Origin of the sequence: Bradyrhizobium sp. CB2312, assembly GCF_029714425.1 — a bacterium.
GTDB lineage: Bacteria > Pseudomonadota > Alphaproteobacteria > Rhizobiales > Xanthobacteraceae > Bradyrhizobium.
Window position 1 is genome coordinate 8,467,941 of record NZ_CP121668.1, and the last position, 19,299, is coordinate 8,487,239.

A 19,299-nucleotide genomic window follows, 5' to 3' on the forward strand; every position below is an offset into this window, starting at 1 on the left:
ACTGAATGCTCGTCGAAAGTCCTTTGCGGGTCAGCAGGAAAACGAGAGCCCCCACTTGCGTCGGAACTGGCCCGCCGCTGCGCTTGAACGTTCGCGGCGAGATAGCCGCTTATAATCCTCTTGGTAGTCGCGATCCCGGCGCAGCCATTCCCAGGCCAGGTCGGCAGCATCCGCCTTCTTCAGGCCGCTGTACGCTTCCTCAGATCTCCAGTCAGTATCCGGCATCGCACCCTTCCCGCATAATCTTCAGACGCGGCGAAATGCACCCGATGATTGTGGCTCTTTCCGGTGCTTCCTTACCGTGTGCGCGCCTCGCACGCACTTAATGGATGGAATGATCAACTTTTGCGATCGCGAGGCATTCGGCCGATCCTGACATCCGCGCTGATCATTGTTTTGGCCAACCGCTACGTAGCAGATCGCGATAGCCGTGGCCCGCTAGCCACTTGGCCCGCGTCAGATGACTTTCGAATGTGCGTCGCGCACGATCCGGTTCAACGGCGGGGTCAAGCCCAAGCACAATTCGCGCGACTTCGCGCCAGTCTGCCTTGTCCGCGTCCGCATCAAGAAGTCGCATGTAGGCAACAGCGTGCTCCTTGTCATATGACGTAAGCTCGTCGACGGTGGGCGCCAATTCTGCGACCTTCGGCTCGGCTGGCACTGCCTGAAAACTCCTACCCAGCTGAAAAATCGACCGAAATCAGAGCAACGATAACTAGTTTGAGGTCGTGTTGGTACCTGCCCAATGGTCGCACGCCAACCTCCTTTTCGCGCCAAGACGGCAATCGCATATCGGCTCACACTGACCTGGTGGCCTCCATCCTGCGCTTTCACGTTTTCATCGCAGTCCATACTGGAAGCGATTGCAGATGTGCCCGATAACAAGGTTGTCCTTGCTGTTCTGTTCCTCGGCCGAAGGCACGGTGGTCCCCAGTGACCGGCCCGGTCGCACTCGTGAAAGGCAATAACCAGAATCGGCCAATTGAAGAATATTCGTTTCTCTTTCGAGCCATATTTGAAGATTCGTCCTATCTAGTCGCGGTCCCGGGAAAACGCCGCAGGTTGCTCTGAACGCGATTTCTTCTCTGCCGCTAATGGCAAGCTATGGCCCCGCGAGAACGCTTGTGATGGTCAACGAGAAGGCGGGCACGCGCTAGCTGCGTCTGCATCTCACCGTTGCCTTACTCCTCGAAGCAATTGGGCAGCACAGCCACTGCTGCTCCGAGCTTATCGTAACAGTCCGGCTATAACCAGTGGTTTCATAATCATCGGAATGGCTGCCTCTGCGCATCAACGCTCGTGCGCTTGCGGCCTGGAGTGTGCGCCGGATCCGCGTAGAGCGCGGCATTCCGCAAGAGCAATTGGCCAATGATGCCGGGATCTACCGCTCATACATGGGCTGCATTGAGCAGAAGAAAGAGAACCCGACCATTGAGCTCCTGGACCGCATCGCCGCGCCCTCGGGTGTTCACTTGTCCGAATTGTTCGCTGAGCCGGTCAAGGATGCGACGCCCCCAAGCCCGACGCAAACCGGCGCGCCCCCTGTCAGAACAGGAGGTAATTATTGTGAGAGCGATGTTTCAGCTAACGCGGGGAGGAGCGAGCCGGAGCGGCCCACATGCTTCATCGATCTACAGCCGACGCTTCCGATCTCCTGCTCCAGCCGATGTCGTCCAGCAGGGTTCCGCTTAGCGACCCCCTGGGCAGCCTGTCATAAGGCCGATTCTTCAAAATGAGGGTTGCCCCGCTCGCCGTAAACCTACCGACGGTCGCTTGAAACAGAGGTTTTCGAAGAGTCTGCTTGGAGCTGTGGTCGGCTATCGGGTGGGGTCCGGGTGATCGCAACGCGGCAACCAAGAGACTTCCGCAAGGGCATGGAGGGACTTGCTACCCTGGTGCGCAAGAGCATGAGAGCAGATCCCTCGTCTAGAGCTGTCGGTCGGAGGATCAAGCTGGTGTGCGGCTTGAGGATGGGACCTCTCGCTGGCCGAAGATCGGGAAAGTGTGGTTTCCTTGCATGGGCGCAATTTAGGCGCTCCTGGAAGGCTCGACCGGCGGTCTGTTTATGGAACACGTAAGACGCCGGCACGATCGCGAGCGGGATAGTTTCAGCCGGCGCCGGATGCGGTGAATCAGGGCCCTCCGACGCGTCGCGGGATGGTGGCGAATATGTTCTGAATTGGGTGTGAGCTACCCCCGGCCTGACTATCCCGATACGATGAAGGGGATGCTGCTCGCCGAGCGAGAGCCAACGGTTTCATCAGATCATCAAAAACGCAGCGTCACCGGTTTGACCGGCGAACAGAGACGATGCCTGAAGATTAATGCTATTGGGCCTGGAAGAAGTTGAGCAGGTGGCAGCTGCGCCCGTTAGCCGGTCTGGCGCATAAGAAACCCGGCTCCGCTCGACATTGCAGGGCCGCAACTTAGCGTTAGGTCTCCCGGCGTCTTGCGAAATCCGGGAGATGCGGACCATGTCAGGCAGCCTTTGCGGCCCTTGATTTTGGCCTCTTCACGTGCCGTACGCGGGCGTCAATCGCAAGCTGGTCCATGGCCCAGTGAGGACTGCCGGTATTGTTGACAGGATACGGCTCAGTCACGCGATTGTCCCAGATTACGACGTCGCCTGATTTCCAGTTCCAGCACAGGGTGTTCCGGGGCGCAATGAGATAGGATTGCAACCGTTCAAACAGTCTTTGGCTGGGATCGCGCTGCAGGCCGACGAAGTTGTTCACGGAACGACCGAGCGATAGCATGCGTTCGCCGGTCTCGGGATGAACACGAACAATCGGATGTGTCGTTTCGTAGATCGTTCCGGTGGATACGCCGTAAAACCAACGCCGCTTGTTGGCTTCGCTGGCCCTCTCTGACGCAGTGAGATCAGATGCGACGAAGCTCACAGCCCAGAGGTTATCTGCGAGCATCCGCAGGGGATCGGGAAGATCAAGATAAGCGGCCGCCCTGCTCGACCAAGCAATGTCGCCACCAAAAGGCGGGTCCGCTGCGAGCCGCAGCACCGAAATGGCTGTGCGGACCTGCTCATCGTTCATCTGGTTGAGATGACTGCAGCCGCGATCAGACAGCTCTTGCCGGATCGTTGAACCGCCCATTGTGTCCGCCATTGTGGGATTCGGTATCAGCGAGCCGAGCCGGCGCACAAAGCCCTGCTGCTGTGCATCGTCGAGATGTCCCTGATCACGGAAGAAGATGACCTTATGCTCTAGCAGAAGCCGGTTGAACGCTACGATGACATCGTCAGGCAAATCGTCCGACAGCGCAATGTTCTTGATTTCGGCACCAAGCCGCTCCGCGTGCTTGACGATATCTGCTCGCGGAATGACATTTTCAACAGCCATTGTTCCACTCATGACGGCGCCTCTTTCTGTGCATGTCCAAACAAGCTCAGTGGTGATCGCGTCTGGTGACAAACCCAGCAAAACCAGCTGGACGCTACAGATCCGAATTGTCTGAGCTAGGATCACCGCGCCGCTCAATTGGGCGGCTGAATTCTGATACACACCACCAGCATCTTAGAATCCGACTCCCTCTGCGTGTCGAGACGGCTAGTGCCGTTCTCATCGCAGGACACTCGCATATGAGGCCCCCAGATCGATTTGCAGCCTCATCAACAGTGCAGATCATAGACGCAATCCATGTCCAGTCTATGAAACGAAACCAGCTTTCTTTTCGAGCTCGCGCAACGTTCTCCTCGTTCAGAACTCATGCTTGGAAAATCCTTGAACACGACTGCGCTGGACCTCATTCAACCCGCGCGACCTCATGGGCACGATCAAGATTGGAAGTGGTTCGAGGCCTGCGCTTGCGAAGCGGATAGCACCACGGCCTTGAAAGTTAGCTCTATCTCTAGATGTACACGCTAGCTCTATCTACAGATGTATACTACTGCCTCAACTACTTCAACGGGTTCGTAATCATTTTTCTGCGACTTAGAGTTGTTCATTGAGCGGCTTGTTTGATCAGCTGATCTTGCTGTCATCACTTGGAGTAGCGGGAGAGCCGCGCAAAGTGAGGAGGCTGCAACTTCCGATGCAGCTTAACAATGGACTCAATCCCTCCATTTTCTCCGAAATTTGCACTTGGCACGAATGCAGGTGCCCCGGCGCTGACCGCCTTTGGTTCGCCCGGAGACGGTAGATTTTCCTTACTGAGTGCATGCCGTTTGGCTTTGTAGCAGTTGAGCACACATAATAGAAACAGAGCCCGACCGCCGAGGAATATCGCTCCCCTGAGACAACAAGGCGTCTTTTGCGCTCTCAGACTGCAAGCCGCAAATTCCTACTGGCTATTTTTGCCTTTACGACACTGAACGCCACGCCAGATTTCAGATTCACAAGCCGGGCTTTCATCTTCCTCATGATCGCCCTCTCTTACTCACCTCCACAATTGTGAAGCACTCTTGTCAGTTTCATACTAAAAAGCACTCGCTGGAGGCTCTCCATAGCGCCGACGCAAAAGGCCCGGTGAACCCGCCGATAGCTCGACGAAACCGGTGAGACGGGCAGTGCGACGATGAGGAAATTTAGACTGGACAAACTCGATCACGGCGGCGCGATGCCGGTACGCTGACTGACCAGGCGCTCGCGGGTCGGGCGCCTTCGCGTCTACTCCTCTACCAGTTGCGATGCTATCTTGGCGGTCAGCGCAGTGGCCGGGTTGTCTGCCTCAAATCGGCAATGTCGCTTCATTTGAAGGACTCCTGATTGACGACATCTAAATCAGCAGCCGCACGCCATTTGTCGCCCAAACGCTTGCACCCTCGTTTGGGTGAAGCCTGGCGCTCATTTAAGCACGAAGACTACGGCGCCGGGGTCTTCCTTGCAATGAAAGCCGTTGAAGTGGCCGTGCGCGACGCTGCTGGTATGTCGCCCAGCGATCTAGGGATGTCCTTGATGCGCAAGGCGTTCAATGTTTTTGCCGGCCCGCTGTCGGATTATAGTGCAGAATCTGCCGAACGACAGGCCCGCAGCGACCTTTTCGCCGGAGCTATCGGCTCTTACAAGAATCCTCATTCGCATAGAGACGTATTGCTCGACAATCCGGCTGAAGTAGCCGAGATAATGATGTTCGCGAACCACCTATTGCGAATTGTCGATGCAAGCGCAGCTCGCACGTTTGCTTCGATCACCTCTCAGCCGCTTACCCCGCAAGAGGAGAGAATTTTACGCATGTGGTTTACGATCGACATGAACGATGGGCGCTCGCTGAAAGAAATAGGTTTACAATTCGGATTAGCGCCGAGAGAGGTTCAAAAGATCATTCACAAGGCGATGCGAGAATTGAAGCATCGCTCCGTCTATAACCAGCTAATAGCGGCTTGCTAACACGAACCTAAAGGATATGCAGGGTTTGCTGGACAAGCTCGAGCAGTCGCAGCTCGGTAAGCAAGTATCGTCGTGGCTCGGTAAGGGCAAGAACTTGCCGATCACAGCTGATCAGCTTCGCGCAGCATTGGGCAATGATCAGGTCCAACAGCTAGCGATGTACTTTGATTTCGCGATGGATAAGATGCTGGCCGTTACCGCTGAGAATCTTCCAGATATCGTGGACAAATTGAGCCCTAACGGAAAGTTACAGCCGCTAGTGGTTGGCTATTGGCTAATTGCTTTGATGTGATGCTGTCGAACGATCGGCATAGCCAGGCGACTTTTCGGACCGCAATTTCGCACTGAGTGGCATGACCGAAGTGCACGTTATGGCCCTTCGCAACCGACACCGTCCTATTCGGCTTGGGGCCAATCAAGACGGTTTAGCCTGATCTCTGTCATACCCGGTCTACCGTCACAGCCGACATCCAGGCGGCGGGCCTGCCGCCGCTGGATGCAAGCATTACCGAACCGGTGACCGGCGCTCCTGGCTTCAGGGAATACGACGGGGTGTCTAGAAGGTTCTATCGTTTACAACTATCAGCCGATGGGATGTTATCTCTCAATTAAGGGGCGACACATGCGTTTGGTATCTGCCCATTTGTCGGTGGCTAACGCTCTCGCGGAGCAAGAGCGGCTTGCGGGCAGCTCTATCATTTCAGACGGTTCCAGAAAAATGAAATGTCCACTCGCGAAGCGGACCGGGCTTACTTTTGTCGGAGTTTTATCCACGCGCTCGCGCAGCGTGTCGGCGGCAACGGGCGTGTGAGCGGCGGCAGCATCGCAAGGCCGTATTCCTTGCCCACCTGCTGCACCGCCTCCACGATGATTGAATCGCGCGCGCCATAACGAGCACCTTGCCCTCGAAGTCCTCCCGCACCAGAATTTCCAAGGATTGACCGAGCTCGAGGCGGTCGGCCGCGATGCGAGCAGGATCAGGTCCGGCAGATCGGTGGCGAGCCGGCCTGCAGCTCGTTCGCACTGCTGCACGCGCTGGTAACGAAGCGTCGTGCGCTGCTCACCTGCTATCGGCGAGCTTTCGAGGGTACCACAACCTTCAACATGTCGTACCTGCCTTATCTGATAGCCCAGGATCGCAAGGCAGTGACATCCGTCAGGCCTCGATCCATCAGCAGCGAATTCCACCTCGAAGTGACTTGCATCCGTTGTCTTCTCGATCGACAGGTCTCCAGCCGCCACATGCCCACATTCATGCAGGAGAAGAAACTGGATCGCGAAGAATCTAAGGTTGCTCCCAGCCTCAAGTGGGTACCGCCGGATGTCGGTGACAAGGGAATTGCGCCAAGTTTCCAGATCACGTCCGGCGTGTCAGCTGTCCCGAGGTGAACGTACCAGTGGATCATCATTCCGAACTGCCAGCCGATCTGTTTAGAGAACCGCTTGGCGAGGTAGGGCGGGGCATCTTCGTCCCATTGCTTTCGTTCGGGTGCCGGCGGTACCGACTCCTCGTCGTCGAACCACAGCAAGATCAGCGTCTGGTCCCATTGCCCCAGATGACGGGTGTCTTCGATGAGCGCTCCGTCACGCTCCCAATCCTCGAACCGCGCATCAGGCTCGGCTTCCTCGAGGCCGGATAGGCTCTCGCCGGCGCGGACGCGCACGCTGTAGGAATCGGCCGGCAGAGGCACGCCCAGTTTGATCCAGACCTTAGCCTGACGGAGGCGCGCGCACCGATCGGGCGCTGTAGCGGATCTTGCCCCCTTCCGAGACGACAAAGGCGCAAAGTTCGCGCGAGAAAGTCGCGAATCGCGAGCCGTTGGAAAGCAGCGACGCGTCGAACTCGTCCGCCAGTTCGCCGATCGCGGCGAGTCGCGTGCCGGCGCTGTCGACCCTGGCTTGAACCACTGGTAGGGCAGCAGCAGTTCGGCGGTGAAGACGTCGCGCGATGTCGCCCGGCGGTCGGCGCGCATACAGGCGCAAGACTGACGCTCTATGACGAGGAACACTTCCGCTCAAGGTCCCTAAGCAGCCCTAGTTGTCCCTGAGCGGGGACCGCTCCTTTCGTAGCGGGAAAACGAAAGGCCGCCAACCGAGGCGGCCTTTGATTATTTCAGAGAGCTGTTGATCGAAGCGAACTTCGTGCTGAGTTTCGTGCCCAGTCCATTCACAGCTGCAATGATAGCAAGTGATATACCCGCGGCTATCAACCCATATTCTACGGCGGTAGCTCCAGACTCATCGCGTAAAAAACGAACTAGGATTTTCACGGTGCGTGCCCTTCTCAAGGTTAAGCGCTCAGGACTTTGCCGGCAATTTGTTAAAGTCAGCAAACGCTCGTTCGTTATCGGCGCGCGAACTTTGTACGGAACGGACCGAGATATGCGCGCGCTCTGTAAGGCCGAGGTCAACCTCTTATCGGCGCAGCCCTAGCCGCAATCTGGTGCAGGTGGCAATTTCGGCGCTGGCAATTCGGGCTTGTCGCCCAAGCAGCTTCGAGGCTCGAGGCTGCATTCAAGTAGCCACTTTCGCGCGCCACATAGAGGTGATGCTGCTTTGTCGACTTCGCCTTAGGAAACGAGTCACTCTCAAGTGCAAAAAAGCCGGGACACCAGTGGCGCCTTTAGCAATTCCAGCGGAGGCGCAATGTTAGTTCATCGCTACGTTTAACCAGCCGCTCCGGGAGATCCCGCATGCCGACTCAGATGCGCCGCGTCGCAGTTAAAACGTTCGTTGTTACCGCCTGCGTGGCGTTCGCCTTCACTTGCTTGCCCAAGGCCGGCATGGCGCAGGAACAGCCGATCCTGACCATCAGCGGCAAGATCAATGCCTCCGACGCCGAAGCGGGCCTCACCTTCCGCCGCTCCGACCTCGAAGCGATGGGAATGGTGAGCTTCGAAACCAGCACGCCCTGGTACAAGCAGCCCGTCAAGTTCGAAGGCATTCGACTCGATAAGTTGATGCAGAACGTCGGCGCCACTGGTCAGCGTGTGATCGCTATGGCGCTGAATGACTACAGCACCGAGATTCCCGTCGAGGACTTCGCGAAATACAATGCTATCCTTGCAATCAAGCGCGACGGCGAATATATGCCGATCCGCGACAAGGGGCCGCTGTTCATCGTCTACCCATACGATTCGGACCCAGAGCTGCGAAGCCAGAAGTTCTACAGCCGCTCGGCGTGGCAGGTGAACCGCCTGATCGTGAAGTAACATGCAAACTCACGTGTCGCTCGACTGATGACAGCCAAGTCGAACCTTCGCACGATCAAGATCTTGCTCGCGCTGGTCATCGGCGTGTTCGTTGCCGCCACCGTCTACATCTCCGCATTGGTGATAGAGCGCCAAAGCGCGCTCGAGCGCGTCTCGCGTTACAATGTCGCTTGGTTGGTCGGTCAGGCGACATCGGAGTACACGCGTCTCCAGCAACGGGTAAGCGCCTTTGGCCTCCCGGACAGCAAGGTCAGCGTGGACGAGGTGCGCCTGCGCTTTGACATCATCGTCAATCGACTTTCGCTCCTGCGCACCGGCGAGGTCGAGCAGTTCGTGAAAGAAGATGCGGAATACGCCGCGACCATCGACGCGCTCGCGCGAGCCCTTGATACCGTCCAGCCGTACCTCGACGATCTGAAGCCGGCGCATGTTCCGAGACTGCTGGAGATCCTGCTGCCGCTGGATGCCCGTCTCGCCCAGCTTGCTGCCGCTGCCAATCGCGTCGGCGGCGACCGCGTCGCGGACGATCAGCGTCAGCTGATCCGCCTGCACTGGAGCTTCTCGGCAATGGCGGCGGGGCTGATCGTGTGTGGAATCGCACTGATCATCTTGCTTGCCTGGCACAATCGCCTGCTACAGAGAGCCCACAACGAGATGCAAGCGCTCACCAACGACCTCCGGGTCACATCGGAAAACCTGGCAGAAGCTCATCAGGAGGTGCAGTTCGCCAATGCCGAGCTGGAGCGGCAGAACGAGACGCTTGTCCGGCGCGATCGTGACCTGCGCACGCAAAACGAAAGGTTCGAGGCTGCACTCGGCAACATGTCGCAGGCACTTTGCCTGGTGGACGCACAGCAGCGACTCGTCATCTGCAACCAGCGCTATCAAGCCATGTTCGGTTTCGACAAGAACCTCCTCAAGGCCGGCACGCCGATGCGTCATCTCGCTGAATTCCTTTCCGCGAGCGGCGAGAATGGCGCCAGCCTGTACCAGGTTTATGCCAATCAACAGCCCCTTATCCGTGAGAACCGCCCCCGGACCTACTTCGAGGAATTGACCGACGGCCGGACCGTGGGCGTATCACATCAACCGCTCAGCGAGGGGGGCTGGGTGGCAACATATGAGGACCTGACGGAACGGAGGCGTGCCGAGGCGCGGATCGCGCACATGGCGCACCATGATGCATTGACCGGTCTGCCAAACCGCACGTTGTTTCACGAGCACATGATTGCGGCGCTTGAGCGTGCCGAAGATGGCGGAGCGTTTGCAGTTATGCTGCTTGACCTCGACCGTTTCAAAACGGTGAATGATACGCTTGGCCATCCGGTCGGAGATGCGCTGCTGAAATCTGTGGCGGAACGCCTGAGCGAGACCGTGCGGCCCATCGATCTGGTTGCCCGGCTCGGCGGAGACGAATTCGCCGTGCTGGCGATCGATGCATCCAATCACGACATTTCCCAGTGTGCCGACCGAATACTTCGGGCGATGGCCGAACCATTCGAGACCGGTGGACACCACATCAACATCGGAACGAGCATCGGCATCGCGCTCGCACTCGCCGACGGCAATGCTCCTGATGAGCTGCTCAAGAATGCAGACCTCGCCCTGTATCAGGCGAAGGCAGCGGGCCGGGCGACCTTCTGCTTTTTCGAAGCAGAAATGGATCTGGAGCTGCAGGCGCGCCGGCAGATCGAGTTAGACTTGCGGGTTGCGCTGGCGGAAGGTGAATTTCACCTCGTGTACCAGCCGCAGGTCAATCTGACCTCGGGCCGGATAACCGGGTGCGAGGCGTTGCTTCGCTGGAACCACCCGGTGCGGGGACCTGTGCCACCGTCCGAATTCATTCCCATCGCTGAAGAAGCGGGCTTTATTCCTGCGATCGGTGACTGGGCGCTGCGTCAGGCCTGCCATGAAGCGGCTGGCTGGCCATCCGATGTCAAGATCGCGGTCAACATGTCACCTGCGCAGTTCAAGAATCCGAACCTTCCACACAACGTCGTGATGGCGCTGGCGGCCTCAGGTCTCCCAGCCGAACGGCTAGAGCTCGAGATCACTGAATCGCTACTACTGCAGGATAATGACACCACGATGGCTACCCTGCATCGGATGCGCGAACTCGGGGTCGGGATCGCGCTTGATGACTTTGGCACCGGGTACTCCTCGCTCAGCTATCTTCGGCGCTTTCCGTTCGACAAGATCAAGATCGACCAGACATTCGTCCGCGAGATGACCACCGATGCCGATTGCATGTCGATCATTCAGTCCGTAATCGATCTCGCGCACACGCTGCGCATGAAGACAACTGGTGAGGGAGTGGAAACAGTGCAACAGAAAGACAGCCTGCAAGCGGCCGGCTGCACCGACGCGCAGGGTTTTCACTTCTTCCGGCCTATGCCAGGCAAACAGATTGCAGATTTGCTGGCGCCTGGTGCGAATCGGGGGGCGGCGGCCTAGGCGGAAGTTATCGGGTCGGCGCTTTGCCCCGCCGCGTTGCACGGTTACTCAAGTCTACTCGCGATCGAGACAGCATTTTGCGAAGCTGACGTCGGAATATATCTGCGCGCTGAGCAACAATACCTCCTTTATTTGGCGCATCGATGGGCGCGCGCAGTGCATTCAGCATTCGGACGGCTCATGGCGACAGCATCTGGGACGAGTATCTCGGCTCAACTATTCCGTGGCGTTGAAGCTGCATCTCTACCAATACGTTTCGCGCATCGCCGAAGGTTACAAGCAATACAAGAGCAGTGGCCTCAACTACGATCCGAAATTCCATTGGCTATCAAGACTTGAGTCCCTGGAACTTTACGTCCGGCACACCCGACCGGCGTTGAGCGATGTGCTCCGGCTCGTCCTGCCGTTGCTCGGTCCGGTACGCTATAAACTCTCGATGAAGCAGTTCGCTAATTATCATGAACTCTGGCGCGAGGCGTGAGCCATTGCGTGGCAGCATGCGGATGGGACTGGACGGACTCCTGGGCATCAACGTGCTTGCGATCGCGGCCTCTTGTGAAGTCAACGACTGTCCAGCCCAGCGAAGTCGACAGTCTCGACTCGTAATGCAAGTTCGATCGAAATGTGATCCTCTCGCGTGAAGGGCGTCTCGAGGAAGGACTGAGGCGGCGTGCGGAGACGCATTCTAAGAGGATAGTCCCTCGTTTTCGTCACTGTCTTTCCGCTCGCGACGGAAGTCGTGCGCCCTCTCGGGACATGAGTCGGCGCGAGGCGCCGCCCACGGGCTCACGCGAAGATGTCGTGCAGTCCTGAACGTTTGCGTCACTAGGGCGTCAGGCTCCGGCCGGATTGCAGTAAATCGCGGAGTTGCCGCTATGTTCGCAGACTTGCACGCTTTCAAGCCACACTCTGGCCGCGGTCTTCTTCACGACATAGTCCGATACGTGATCGAAAGCGTACCTTGCAACCGCTTCGCACCCTACCGCCGGCAACACGCGAAGCTCTGCCAACCCCGCGCGCTGCAATGATTCAAAGGCGGTCAGGTGCGGATCGTCCGCCGCGGCCAGCGTCGTGTGATCGAACATGTGATGCAGCCACGCCTTGACCTCCTTCAGGCCGCCGAAATCGAAGCACCAGTTGCACTCGTCGAGTTCGCGCGTGGCGAAGACAAAGGCGAAGGACAGGGCGTACCCATGCAGCAGGCTGCAATGCGAGTGCGTCGCGCGCCACTGCCGGAAGCAGCATGACAAGCCTTCGCTGTGACCGTACGTCTTGGTCGAACGGTAGATCGGACCGGCAGCGGCGGGTGCAAGCGGCGGCGAGGAAGGTTGAGGCAGCAGCCCAGTTACCATGCGCAATTCCTCGTCTTGACGAACGCTCATGCGGTGATGCGCCGTTCCAGCGCCAGCGCCTCGTGCAGGAATTCGTTCTTCAGATCTTGATTGTGCAGCATCTCACCGAAGAAGGCGCTGTTGATCATCCGGCTCTGCTCGCTCGCGCGGACCCCGCGGTGGGTCCTACACATGTGAACCGCGCTGATCCGGATGGCGAGCCCCTTCGGGGCAGTCGCGTCGACGATGTAGTTGCCTATCTGGGAGACGAGCTCCTCCTGGATCTGCAGTCGCGCGCAGAAGTACTCGACGATGCGGTCGTATTTCGACAGGCCGATGATCTTGCCCTCCGGCGATGGAAGCACGCCGACGAAGGCTTGTCCGTGGATCGGCAGGAGGTGATGCGCACACGTCGAGCGCACGTCGATTGGGCCGGTGATAATCAGACGATCATAGCGTTCGACGTTTTCGAATTCGGTGATTTTCGGCGGCGCATCGTAACGCCCGCGCAGTACTTCCTCAACGAACATCCTGGCGACCCGTCGCGGCGTATCGCGGGTGTTATGATCGTTGACATGGTCGATACGCAGAACGTCGAATAACTCCTCCAATTTCTGCGACGCTTCCGCGATCATCGCGGCTTTCGCCGCTCGATCGGCAAATCCCTCAATAGCTTCGTTGCAAAGTGCGGCGCCGTGCGGCGACGGCCGCAATGTCTTGACATTGTCATCCATGCTATCCCCTACTGCGTTCCGTGCGATCCCTGGCTGGCATGTCACTCGCGTAATCTGGCCGAACCCCCGGTTCAGTTTAAAGGCATCGGTTGATTCGGCGCGAGCGAGCCGGCGGGCGCCACCGGTCAGAAAGTTGTTCGAAGAGAACTTCGTTCTGAGTTTCGTGCCCGGTCCATTCACAGCTGCAATGATAGCAAGTGAGATACCCGCCGCCATCAACCCATATTCTATTTCTATGGCGGTAGCTCCAAGACTCATCGCGCAAAAAGCGATCTAGCGTTTTCATGGTGCGCGCCCTTCCAAGGTCAAGCCTCAGGATCTTGCCTGCAATTTGTTAAGATCAGCAAAATCTCGCTCGTTATCGGCGTGCAAACTTTGTACGAAACGGACCAAGATATTGCGCGCGCTCAGTAAGCGCCGCGGTCAACCTCTTACCGGCGCAGCCGTAGCCGCAATCTGGTGCATGTGGTAATTTCGGCGGGTGGCCAACTCGGGCTTGTCGCCCCAGCGGGTCGACCTCGAGATCACTGAGTCCGTCTTCCTGCCCGAGGCGGATGTTAATCTCGCCCCCCTGCATCAACTGCGCGGGCTCTTTTGGTCAAATGCTGCGCCGGGGCTGTTCGACAGCAAGCCTCTGCAATGCGCCGTGCCGAAGCCTAGCCGAGCTCAAGCGGTGCTTTCCGGCGAAACGCTCCGCAACTAAGATGGAAAGCGGCACGCTTTCTATGCGATACTTCACCTCGATCCTCTCCGGGATTGGCGGCGGCGGGGTCCGGCCGGGTTAGCCTCCGTTGCCGGGCCTCGCTTCCGATCCTCGTGTTCGCCCGCGTGATCTGCGCAGCTGTTCTTGTCCAGGGCGAGTGGGGCGCATTCGAGCGCCAAACGCTGGCTGCCGCGAAGAATGCGAAGAAATTCCGTGCCACCGGTTGACTTGACGGATTTGCCGATCGGCGAACAGAAATCGTCGATTAGCTTTACGGTTTCGCCGATAGCTTGACGCCAGCGGCGATATTGTTGGAGAAACCTGGATGCGCACGCCTTGGCAGGTCAGCGATGCCCTGGACGCTGTGTTGCGTAGAACAGCGCGCCCCCGCAAACGCTGGCGCTGCGCTATGCCGAAGGCTCTGCGCCAGCTTCCGTCCCGCCCAACTGGGCAAACCCAACGACCGGGGCGAACTCAGAACCGGACAAAATTTGGGGGCAGGGGTCAATCGATATTACGCCGAGTTTTAGGATTTCTTTGCCGCAATACGGATTGCGATGATCTCGCCTGGGTGTACCGGTTTGATCTCGCCCAGTATTCCAAGATGATCTCGTCCACCATTCCGATTTGACCGTCCGGGGCGCGAGGCGTTCTGGCTGTCTGGTTTCGGGCATCGGCGAAGCCGCGTGGTCAATCTTGAATCGCGCCTCGAAGGACTTAAAATCCGTGGGCCGCAAGGCCTGTGCCGGTTCGAGTCCGGCCGCCCGCACCAGAACATTCAGATGAAATTGGGATGCCGATGAAAGAGCGATTTGAAGGAGAGCAGAACCGCCCTCAACTCGTTGCTTCGCTCCGCCGCCAGGATTTTGCAGGCGGCCAGCTTGAGATCGCCAAGGCTCTGGCCGACGCAGGAGAACTGGTCGAGTTTAGACCCGGCGAGAACATCATCGTCCAAAATGCTGTAGATAATGACATCTATCTGCTTGTGGCCGGAGTGATCGCCATCATCGTGAATGGCGCGCAGGTCGCCACGCGATCAGCCGGGCAACACATCGGCGAGATGGCAGCCATCGAGGCATCTCTCCCGCGCTCGGCAACGGTCACCGTTCTTGAGCATGCGGTGGCGCTCAAATTGAGCAGTGCGGCGTTTATGGGGATCGGCGAGAAGTTTCCCAGCGTGTGGCTGCCGATTGCCCAGGAGCTGTCCAAGCGGCTGCATCAGCGCAACAAGACCATCTATCTCCCGAACCAAGCTTCCAAGCTCTTCGTCATGTCGTCATCCGAGGCGCTCAAAATCGCGCATGCGCTTCGCACCGGACTGGAGAAAGACGTATTCAGCACTGTTTGGGATGACGGGGTCTTTTTCGCGGGCGGTTACCCTCTTGAGGCTCTGGAGAAGCAGGTGAGCGAGGCCGATTTTGCCGTTGCCATCGCCGAGCCTGACGACATCTCGGAATCACGCGGGAAAAGGGCGCCGACGGTGCGTGACAACGTGCTCTTCGAGCTGGGACTTTTCATGGGTAAGTTGAGCCGGTACCGCACCATCCTCGTTCATCCGAGAGTGAAAGACCTGAAGCTGCCCTCGGATCTCCAGGGCCTGACCCTCGTCCCCTACCAGGCAGGCGACGATGCAACCGTCGCTGAGCGCATCGCGCCGGTGTGCGAAACGATCCGCGAACTCGTGAAGCGGCTCGGTGTGCGCACCTTCGCTATCGAAGAAGATCGATAAGCCGCACGAACCAGCCGCGCTTGAGGTTGGCTTCGCTTTCAGCTTCCACTTCAATGACGAGCGGCGATGCTTGTGCGCGGAACGCCGTCGCGGAGAGATGGAGCGTCGAGCGGCGCGCAAGCGTGACAATCAGCAGCACCGCAAAATTGACGCCGACGTTCGGGTCTTCGACGATGTCGCGCATCGCATTCTGGTCTTGCAGGCTCGGCAGCGGCTCAAACGAAGGATGGGAGTGCCATTCTCCGAGATAGTTGAAGCGCTGGTAGTCGTGCCCCGTCCGCGCGAAGAACCCGTTCAGGAAAGCGCGGTTGTGGTCCAGGTCTCTCACGAAATGGGTCGCCGAGCCTCCGCAGCGCTGGATTGATAGGTCTGCGATCCGAAAAGTCTCGTCGCCGACATGCTCACCGACGAGAACTCCGCCAATCTCGCGAACGCCAGCTCCCTTGAGCTCTGCAACCAGCGTTTTGACGACGGCATGAGGAAGGATCATTTTCATTTTATGTCGAATATCTTGGCAATTTCGACGATCTCCGCAGTCGTCTCCTCGGCAGAGAGTGTCATTGCTTTCTCTATCGGAGGGGCTTCCGGCATCGGAATGGGATAGGTTTCAAAGGCTTGCGTGAACAGTCCTTCTTCCGGAGCAAGTCCTAACACGTAGACCGGCACAGGAAAGTAAGATGGATCGCGGGCGAGGAGCGTATCGATGGCCAAGCGCGCGGTCGCGGCGGCGATGCTGGTGACATCCGCGTCATCCGCGATCATCGGCGGACCTTCGCCGCCGGTCGCGTAATCTCTCGTCGCCGCCTTGGGCTGATAATTCCGCTCGGCAAACCAGTTCTCGATCGCGCGGCGCATGAGCTGAGGTGACGGCTCTACGCCGGGTCGGTAGCGGGCGATCAGACCGCCGAATCCTCCGCCGTACACCTCCGCCCAGACAACGGGCTTCGCGGCGGACTCCGCGACGGCAGAAACCAGGTTGTGGACATTGGGATTGGCGGTGGCGTTGATAATGAGATCTCTTGCCAGCAACGAGGTAATGGCGGTCTCGGCACTTCCGCTCGCTTCCTGACCGGCCATACGGACCTTACGGACGTACACTTTGGCGTTCGGATTCACGTTCTTGATCCGCTGGGTTACAGCATCCACCTTGTGGGTGCCGACATCGCGCCAGTCGAGGTCGTGCCTGACCAGGTTGTCGGGCAGCAGCAGGTCGTCGTCGAGGAGGTAGAAGTTTTCCACCCCGGAACGCGCGAGCATCGCCGCGACCTTGCTCCCCAACGATCCGCAGCCGATCACTGCGACGCTCATGCCGCGCAGTGGTTCGTGGCTGTCATCCAGCCGCCGGACCTCGGGCTCCTGCGGAATCGTCGCAAACTGGATAGCGTACTCGGCGGCTCCCCAGAAACAATGCGCCTTACTTCCTTTCAGGATCACAATGATTGACGCGTTCTCTTCGAATCCCAATGCCGCAATGGCGGTCTTGTAATCTGCCGGATTGGAGGTCGGTGGCAGCGCTTGGGCTTTCGCAATCCGCAAAATCGGGACCGTGCGCTCGTAGGTTTCGCTGCTCAAGGTCGGCGGCACGTCAGGATTGATCCAGACCTCGCCATCGCTCTTTGTGACCTTGTCGATGATGTAGACATTACTCTCAGGCCGGCAATGCACCAGCATGTTGCCTTTGAGCATTTCGCCTGTCTGCATCTCCGCAAAGAAGTCAGCCAACTTGCGTGTCATCAGCAGTCGCAACGTACGCGTGCGCAGCGATTGGCCCAGCGATACTTCGTGCCCCGAAGGCACCCTCTCCGCCTTGCCTTCGGGTGGATTTTCCGTGAAGAGCAAGCGATGCGCGCTTTCCAGCAGCATCGCGCCAGTGACGTCGCTGGTCCAGTTGTCAGGGCGGTATTCGAGGCAAAGCTCACCACCGGGACCGAACTGATGGTTCGACCACAAAGTGGTCTGCTCACCACGCGGATAGACCGAAGGAGGTGTGTTGGGGAAATGCGCGGGATAACTGAGAAAAACCCGATAGGTGCGGGTTCCGATCGTGATGTCGGCATCGAAAATCAACCTCTTGGCCTCGTCGGTCCGCCATCCAAGCGGCGTGAGCCAATCCGCGTTGGCGGCCAGGGCGTCAAGCCCTAGCCGTTCGCTCTTGAAACGGGCGAGATCGGAAAGATACCACCACATCAAGCAAAGCCGCCCGGCGTCGCCGGTCCGGTCGCCCGGTTGGGAAAGCTGAACGGCTGGGCTGCGGCGGCGGCTAGCTGCAGGAGCGATCCGGCTGACAGTGCTTTGGCAGCTTTTGCCGCCTTGTCGCCCTTGGCCGACATCTCGTTGACAGCGGTTTCGTAATCCAAACCGGCGCGTTTGCGGCCTGAACCAAAGATCGCGCGCGCGGGCTCCGAGGCCTTGGCATATGCGTTCGGTCCGATCGCAGTTTCAGTCCCGGCACAGCGGGATTGCTCCTTCTCCGCCGCCAACACGCCACGGCTCACGGAGCAGCGGATGAGTTCGCCCTTCATACCCAGCCGCGTGACGTTCATCGGCCCGAAATCAAAGCCGATGGCCAGGCCCAGACTGGACGCATCGGTACCGTTTGCCTTCAGGCGGGCAAGAGCCAGGTTGAAGCTGCTACGCATTCCACCAGCGCAGAGGGTCATGTTGCTGATGGTCGCTTCCACGTCGGTGGTCTGCGCGGTGCCCTCCACCAGAAGGCCATGGACGCAATCGCCGATGAACCGGACCTTCACACCCTTGAAATCCTCGTGAAGCGCTGCATCTAGTTCGGCCCTCAACACGTGGAGCGCGCGAACGACGTGCTTCGCGCCAGCATCGGTGGCGATGTTGTTACCGACATAGTTGGTGAAACCGTCCAGATCTCCATAGACCGTGCATGCATCCTGGCGGCGCGAGTTCTTCGCGGATAGCGCTTCAATATCGAGCGTCGAATACGGCGGCGTATGCCCGGAAAACTCGAAGGCCCCGATGGGGTTGTTCTTGAGGTCTTCCTGCCACTCCTTCACGATCTCCGTGGCAGTGATCTCAAGCTTGGCTTCCCTCTGACTGGTCGCGATCTCGGCGGCCGTAAGGGGCGTGGCGTCTACGTTTGTGGCCTCCGAAAGCCCTATGGCTTTTCGTGCCTTGTTGGTCAGATAGATACCCGTTGCAGTACCTCCACCAGCGCGCTTGGCCGCGTAATTCGCTGGCTCGCCCAGGAACAGCGGCTCGCGGTGGCCGCGACGGCCATTGTTCACCGCCAAGGCCTTGCCGGTGTCGATGCCGACCCGCACCTTAGCGGCAGGATGATCGGCGTCTTCGCCAGTTTGCGCCAAAACGTCGATGACCAGTTGCGCTGTCGCCACGGCCCGATGCACGCGCTTGGCTTCGTTATCGTAAGGCTTGGCAACCACGGAGTGGAGGCGCTGGTTGTGGAAGTCGACCAGGATGGCGTCCACACGCGCGATAATCCGGTGCGCCGCGCGGTAGTGCATGTTCAGAAACCGCAGCGTGCGCTTGTGGCAGGTCTCACCCTCAACGTCGGTGACCGCCAGCATATCCTTGACGTTGAGAATGTCGGCGTAGAGGTGCACGCCATCGACGCGGTACGCCACCGTGTTCGCCAGGTTTGAGAGATCGGTGTCGCGGACGTATTCCTTGATCTCGATCGCCTTGAGCGGAAGCCCGTCGATCTTGGTGTCGATCCGCTTTGTAGCCCGCTCCTTATTCCAATTCCGGCCTGCCATTGCTGTGCTCCGTTGTTGCGCGGCACGAGCGGGACCCGAAATGAGGCACAA

Annotated in this window: 18 protein-coding genes and 1 pseudogene; 7 read left to right on the forward strand and 12 right to left on the reverse strand. The window is 58.6% G+C overall.

Translation table 11 applies throughout. The features are described 5' to 3' along the window. Positions 1–30: 30 nt before the first annotated feature. Both QA642_RS40620 and QA642_RS40625 read right to left on the reverse strand, forming a co-directional pair. Entirely contained in the window at positions 31–225 is a 195-nt protein-coding gene (locus QA642_RS40620; protein WP_128931960.1) for a DUF6499 domain-containing protein, read from the reverse strand. Positions 226–388: 163 nt separating this feature from the next. After that, positions 389–661 carry a DUF2285 domain-containing protein gene (locus tag QA642_RS40625; RefSeq protein ID WP_271609299.1) on the reverse strand — a complete coding sequence of 91 codons (273 nt, stop codon included), beginning with the start codon at positions 659–661 and terminating at the stop codon, positions 389–391. A 658-nt stretch (positions 662–1,319) separates the two neighbouring features. Between QA642_RS40625 and QA642_RS40630 the strand changes: the two genes are divergently transcribed. Beyond that, positions 1,320–1,736: a helix-turn-helix transcriptional regulator gene (locus QA642_RS40630; protein WP_283081848.1), complete on the forward strand. Its 417-nt coding sequence runs from the start codon at positions 1,320–1,322 to the stop codon at positions 1,734–1,736. Between the two features lie 741 nt (positions 1,737–2,477). On the opposite strand, the gene QA642_RS40635 is transcribed toward QA642_RS40630, so the two are convergent. Beyond that, positions 2,478–3,356, reverse strand: coding sequence for a TauD/TfdA family dioxygenase (locus QA642_RS40635; RefSeq protein WP_283081849.1), 879 nt, complete (start codon positions 3,354–3,356; stop codon positions 2,478–2,480). Positions 3,357–4,721: 1,365 nt separating this feature from the next. On the opposite strand from QA642_RS40635, the gene QA642_RS40640 reads away from it, so the two are divergent. Both QA642_RS40640 and QA642_RS40645 read left to right on the forward strand, forming a co-directional pair. After that, positions 4,722–5,342 carry a TIGR02391 family protein gene (locus QA642_RS40640; RefSeq protein ID WP_283081850.1) on the forward strand — a complete coding sequence of 207 codons (621 nt, stop codon included), beginning with the start codon at positions 4,722–4,724 and terminating at the stop codon, positions 5,340–5,342. Positions 5,343–5,367: 25 nt separating this feature from the next. Further along, complete coding sequence (locus QA642_RS40645; protein WP_283081851.1) at positions 5,368–5,634, forward strand: YidB family protein; 267 nt, start codon at positions 5,368–5,370, stop codon at positions 5,632–5,634. A 479-nt stretch (positions 5,635–6,113) separates the two neighbouring features. Here QA642_RS40645 and QA642_RS40650 read toward each other — a convergent pair. From QA642_RS40650 to QA642_RS40665, 4 genes and pseudogenes are all read right to left on the reverse strand, one after another. Then, positions 6,114–6,406 (reverse strand): annotated as a pseudogene (locus QA642_RS40650) (diguanylate phosphodiesterase); the annotation flags it as partial. Between the two features lie 54 nt (positions 6,407–6,460). After that, positions 6,461–7,033 (reverse strand): hypothetical protein, encoded by a 573-nt coding sequence (locus QA642_RS40655; protein WP_283081852.1) that lies wholly within the window; start codon positions 7,031–7,033, stop codon positions 6,461–6,463. A 19-nt stretch (positions 7,034–7,052) separates the two neighbouring features. Continuing rightward, complete coding sequence (locus QA642_RS40660; RefSeq protein WP_283081853.1) at positions 7,053–7,325, reverse strand: hypothetical protein; 273 nt, start codon at positions 7,323–7,325, stop codon at positions 7,053–7,055. A 125-nt stretch (positions 7,326–7,450) separates the two neighbouring features. Continuing rightward, the gene (locus QA642_RS40665) at positions 7,451–7,612 is read right to left on the reverse strand and encodes a Flp family type IVb pilin (RefSeq protein ID WP_283081854.1); all 162 of its coding nucleotides are present in this window, start codon (positions 7,610–7,612) and stop codon (positions 7,451–7,453) included. A 435-nt stretch (positions 7,613–8,047) separates the two neighbouring features. Between QA642_RS40665 and QA642_RS40670 the strand changes: the two genes are divergently transcribed. From QA642_RS40670 to QA642_RS40680, 3 genes are all read left to right on the forward strand, one after another. After that, entirely contained in the window at positions 8,048–8,554 is a 507-nt protein-coding gene (locus QA642_RS40670; RefSeq protein WP_283081855.1) for a molybdopterin-dependent oxidoreductase, read from the forward strand. A 27-nt stretch (positions 8,555–8,581) separates the two neighbouring features. Continuing rightward, positions 8,582–11,008, forward strand: coding sequence for an EAL domain-containing protein (locus tag QA642_RS40675; RefSeq protein WP_283081856.1), 2,427 nt, complete (start codon positions 8,582–8,584; stop codon positions 11,006–11,008). A 223-nt stretch (positions 11,009–11,231) separates the two neighbouring features. Then, the gene (locus tag QA642_RS40680) at positions 11,232–11,489 is read left to right on the forward strand and encodes a hypothetical protein (protein WP_283081857.1); all 258 of its coding nucleotides are present in this window, start codon (positions 11,232–11,234) and stop codon (positions 11,487–11,489) included. A gap of 352 nt (positions 11,490–11,841) precedes the next feature. On the opposite strand, the gene QA642_RS40685 is transcribed toward QA642_RS40680, so the two are convergent. Further along, the gene (locus tag QA642_RS40685; RefSeq protein WP_283081858.1) at positions 11,842–12,390 is read right to left on the reverse strand and encodes a 6-carboxytetrahydropterin synthase; all 549 of its coding nucleotides are present in this window, start codon (positions 12,388–12,390) and stop codon (positions 11,842–11,844) included. After that, positions 12,387–13,289 (reverse strand): GTP cyclohydrolase I, encoded by a 903-nt coding sequence (locus QA642_RS40690; RefSeq protein ID WP_283081859.1) that lies wholly within the window; start codon positions 13,287–13,289, stop codon positions 12,387–12,389. Before QA642_RS40690 ends, QA642_RS40685 begins: the two co-directional genes overlap by 4 nt. Before the next feature lie 1,280 nt (positions 13,290–14,569). Here QA642_RS40690 and QA642_RS40695 point away from each other — a divergent pair. Next, positions 14,570–15,505, forward strand: coding sequence for a TIR domain-containing protein (locus QA642_RS40695; RefSeq protein ID WP_283081860.1), 936 nt, complete (start codon positions 14,570–14,572; stop codon positions 15,503–15,505). Here QA642_RS40695 and QA642_RS40700 read toward each other — a convergent pair. Genes QA642_RS40700 through QA642_RS40710 form a run of 3 tightly spaced genes read right to left on the reverse strand, consistent with a single transcriptional unit; the run spans position 15,486 to position 19,248 of the window. Further along, positions 15,486–16,001 (reverse strand): Mov34/MPN/PAD-1 family protein, encoded by a 516-nt coding sequence (locus tag QA642_RS40700; protein WP_283081861.1) that lies wholly within the window; start codon positions 15,999–16,001, stop codon positions 15,486–15,488. The genes QA642_RS40695 and QA642_RS40700 overlap by 20 nt on opposite strands. After that, positions 15,998–17,692, reverse strand: coding sequence for a ThiF family adenylyltransferase (locus QA642_RS40705; RefSeq protein WP_283081862.1), 1,695 nt, complete (start codon positions 17,690–17,692; stop codon positions 15,998–16,000). Before QA642_RS40705 ends, QA642_RS40700 begins: the two co-directional genes overlap by 4 nt. Beyond that, entirely contained in the window at positions 17,692–19,248 is a 1,557-nt protein-coding gene (locus QA642_RS40710) for a transcriptional regulator (protein ID WP_283081863.1), read from the reverse strand. The genes QA642_RS40705 and QA642_RS40710 overlap by 1 nt, the downstream gene beginning before the upstream one ends. Positions 19,249–19,299: the final 51 nt, after the last annotated feature.

Excerpts from the sequence above, each read along its gene's own strand:
- QA642_RS40620 (WP_128931960.1), bottom strand. The coding sequence starts at position 225 with ATGCCGGATACTGACTGGAGATCTGAGGAAGCGTACAGCGGCCTGAAG.
- QA642_RS40635 (WP_283081849.1), bottom strand. The coding sequence starts at position 3,356 with ATGGCTGTTGAAAATGTCATTCCGCGAGCAGATATCGTCAAGCACGCG.
- QA642_RS40670 (WP_283081855.1), top strand. The coding sequence starts at position 8,048 with ATGCGCCGCGTCGCAGTTAAAACGTTCGTTGTTACCGCCTGCGTGGCG.
- QA642_RS40675 (WP_283081856.1), top strand. The coding sequence starts at position 8,582 with ATGACAGCCAAGTCGAACCTTCGCACGATCAAGATCTTGCTCGCGCTG.
- QA642_RS40685 (WP_283081858.1), bottom strand. The coding sequence starts at position 12,390 with ATGAGCGTTCGTCAAGACGAGGAATTGCGCATGGTAACTGGGCTGCTG.
- QA642_RS40690 (WP_283081859.1), bottom strand. The coding sequence starts at position 13,289 with ATGGCGGCGGGTATCTCACTTGCTATCATTGCAGCTGTGAATGGACCG.
- QA642_RS40695 (WP_283081860.1), top strand. The coding sequence starts at position 14,570 with ATGCCGATGAAAGAGCGATTTGAAGGAGAGCAGAACCGCCCTCAACTC.
- QA642_RS40700 (WP_283081861.1), bottom strand. The coding sequence starts at position 16,001 with ATGAAAATGATCCTTCCTCATGCCGTCGTCAAAACGCTGGTTGCAGAG.
- QA642_RS40705 (WP_283081862.1), bottom strand. The coding sequence starts at position 17,692 with ATGTGGTGGTATCTTTCCGATCTCGCCCGTTTCAAGAGCGAACGGCTA.
- QA642_RS40710 (WP_283081863.1), bottom strand. The coding sequence starts at position 19,248 with ATGGCAGGCCGGAATTGGAATAAGGAGCGGGCTACAAAGCGGATCGAC.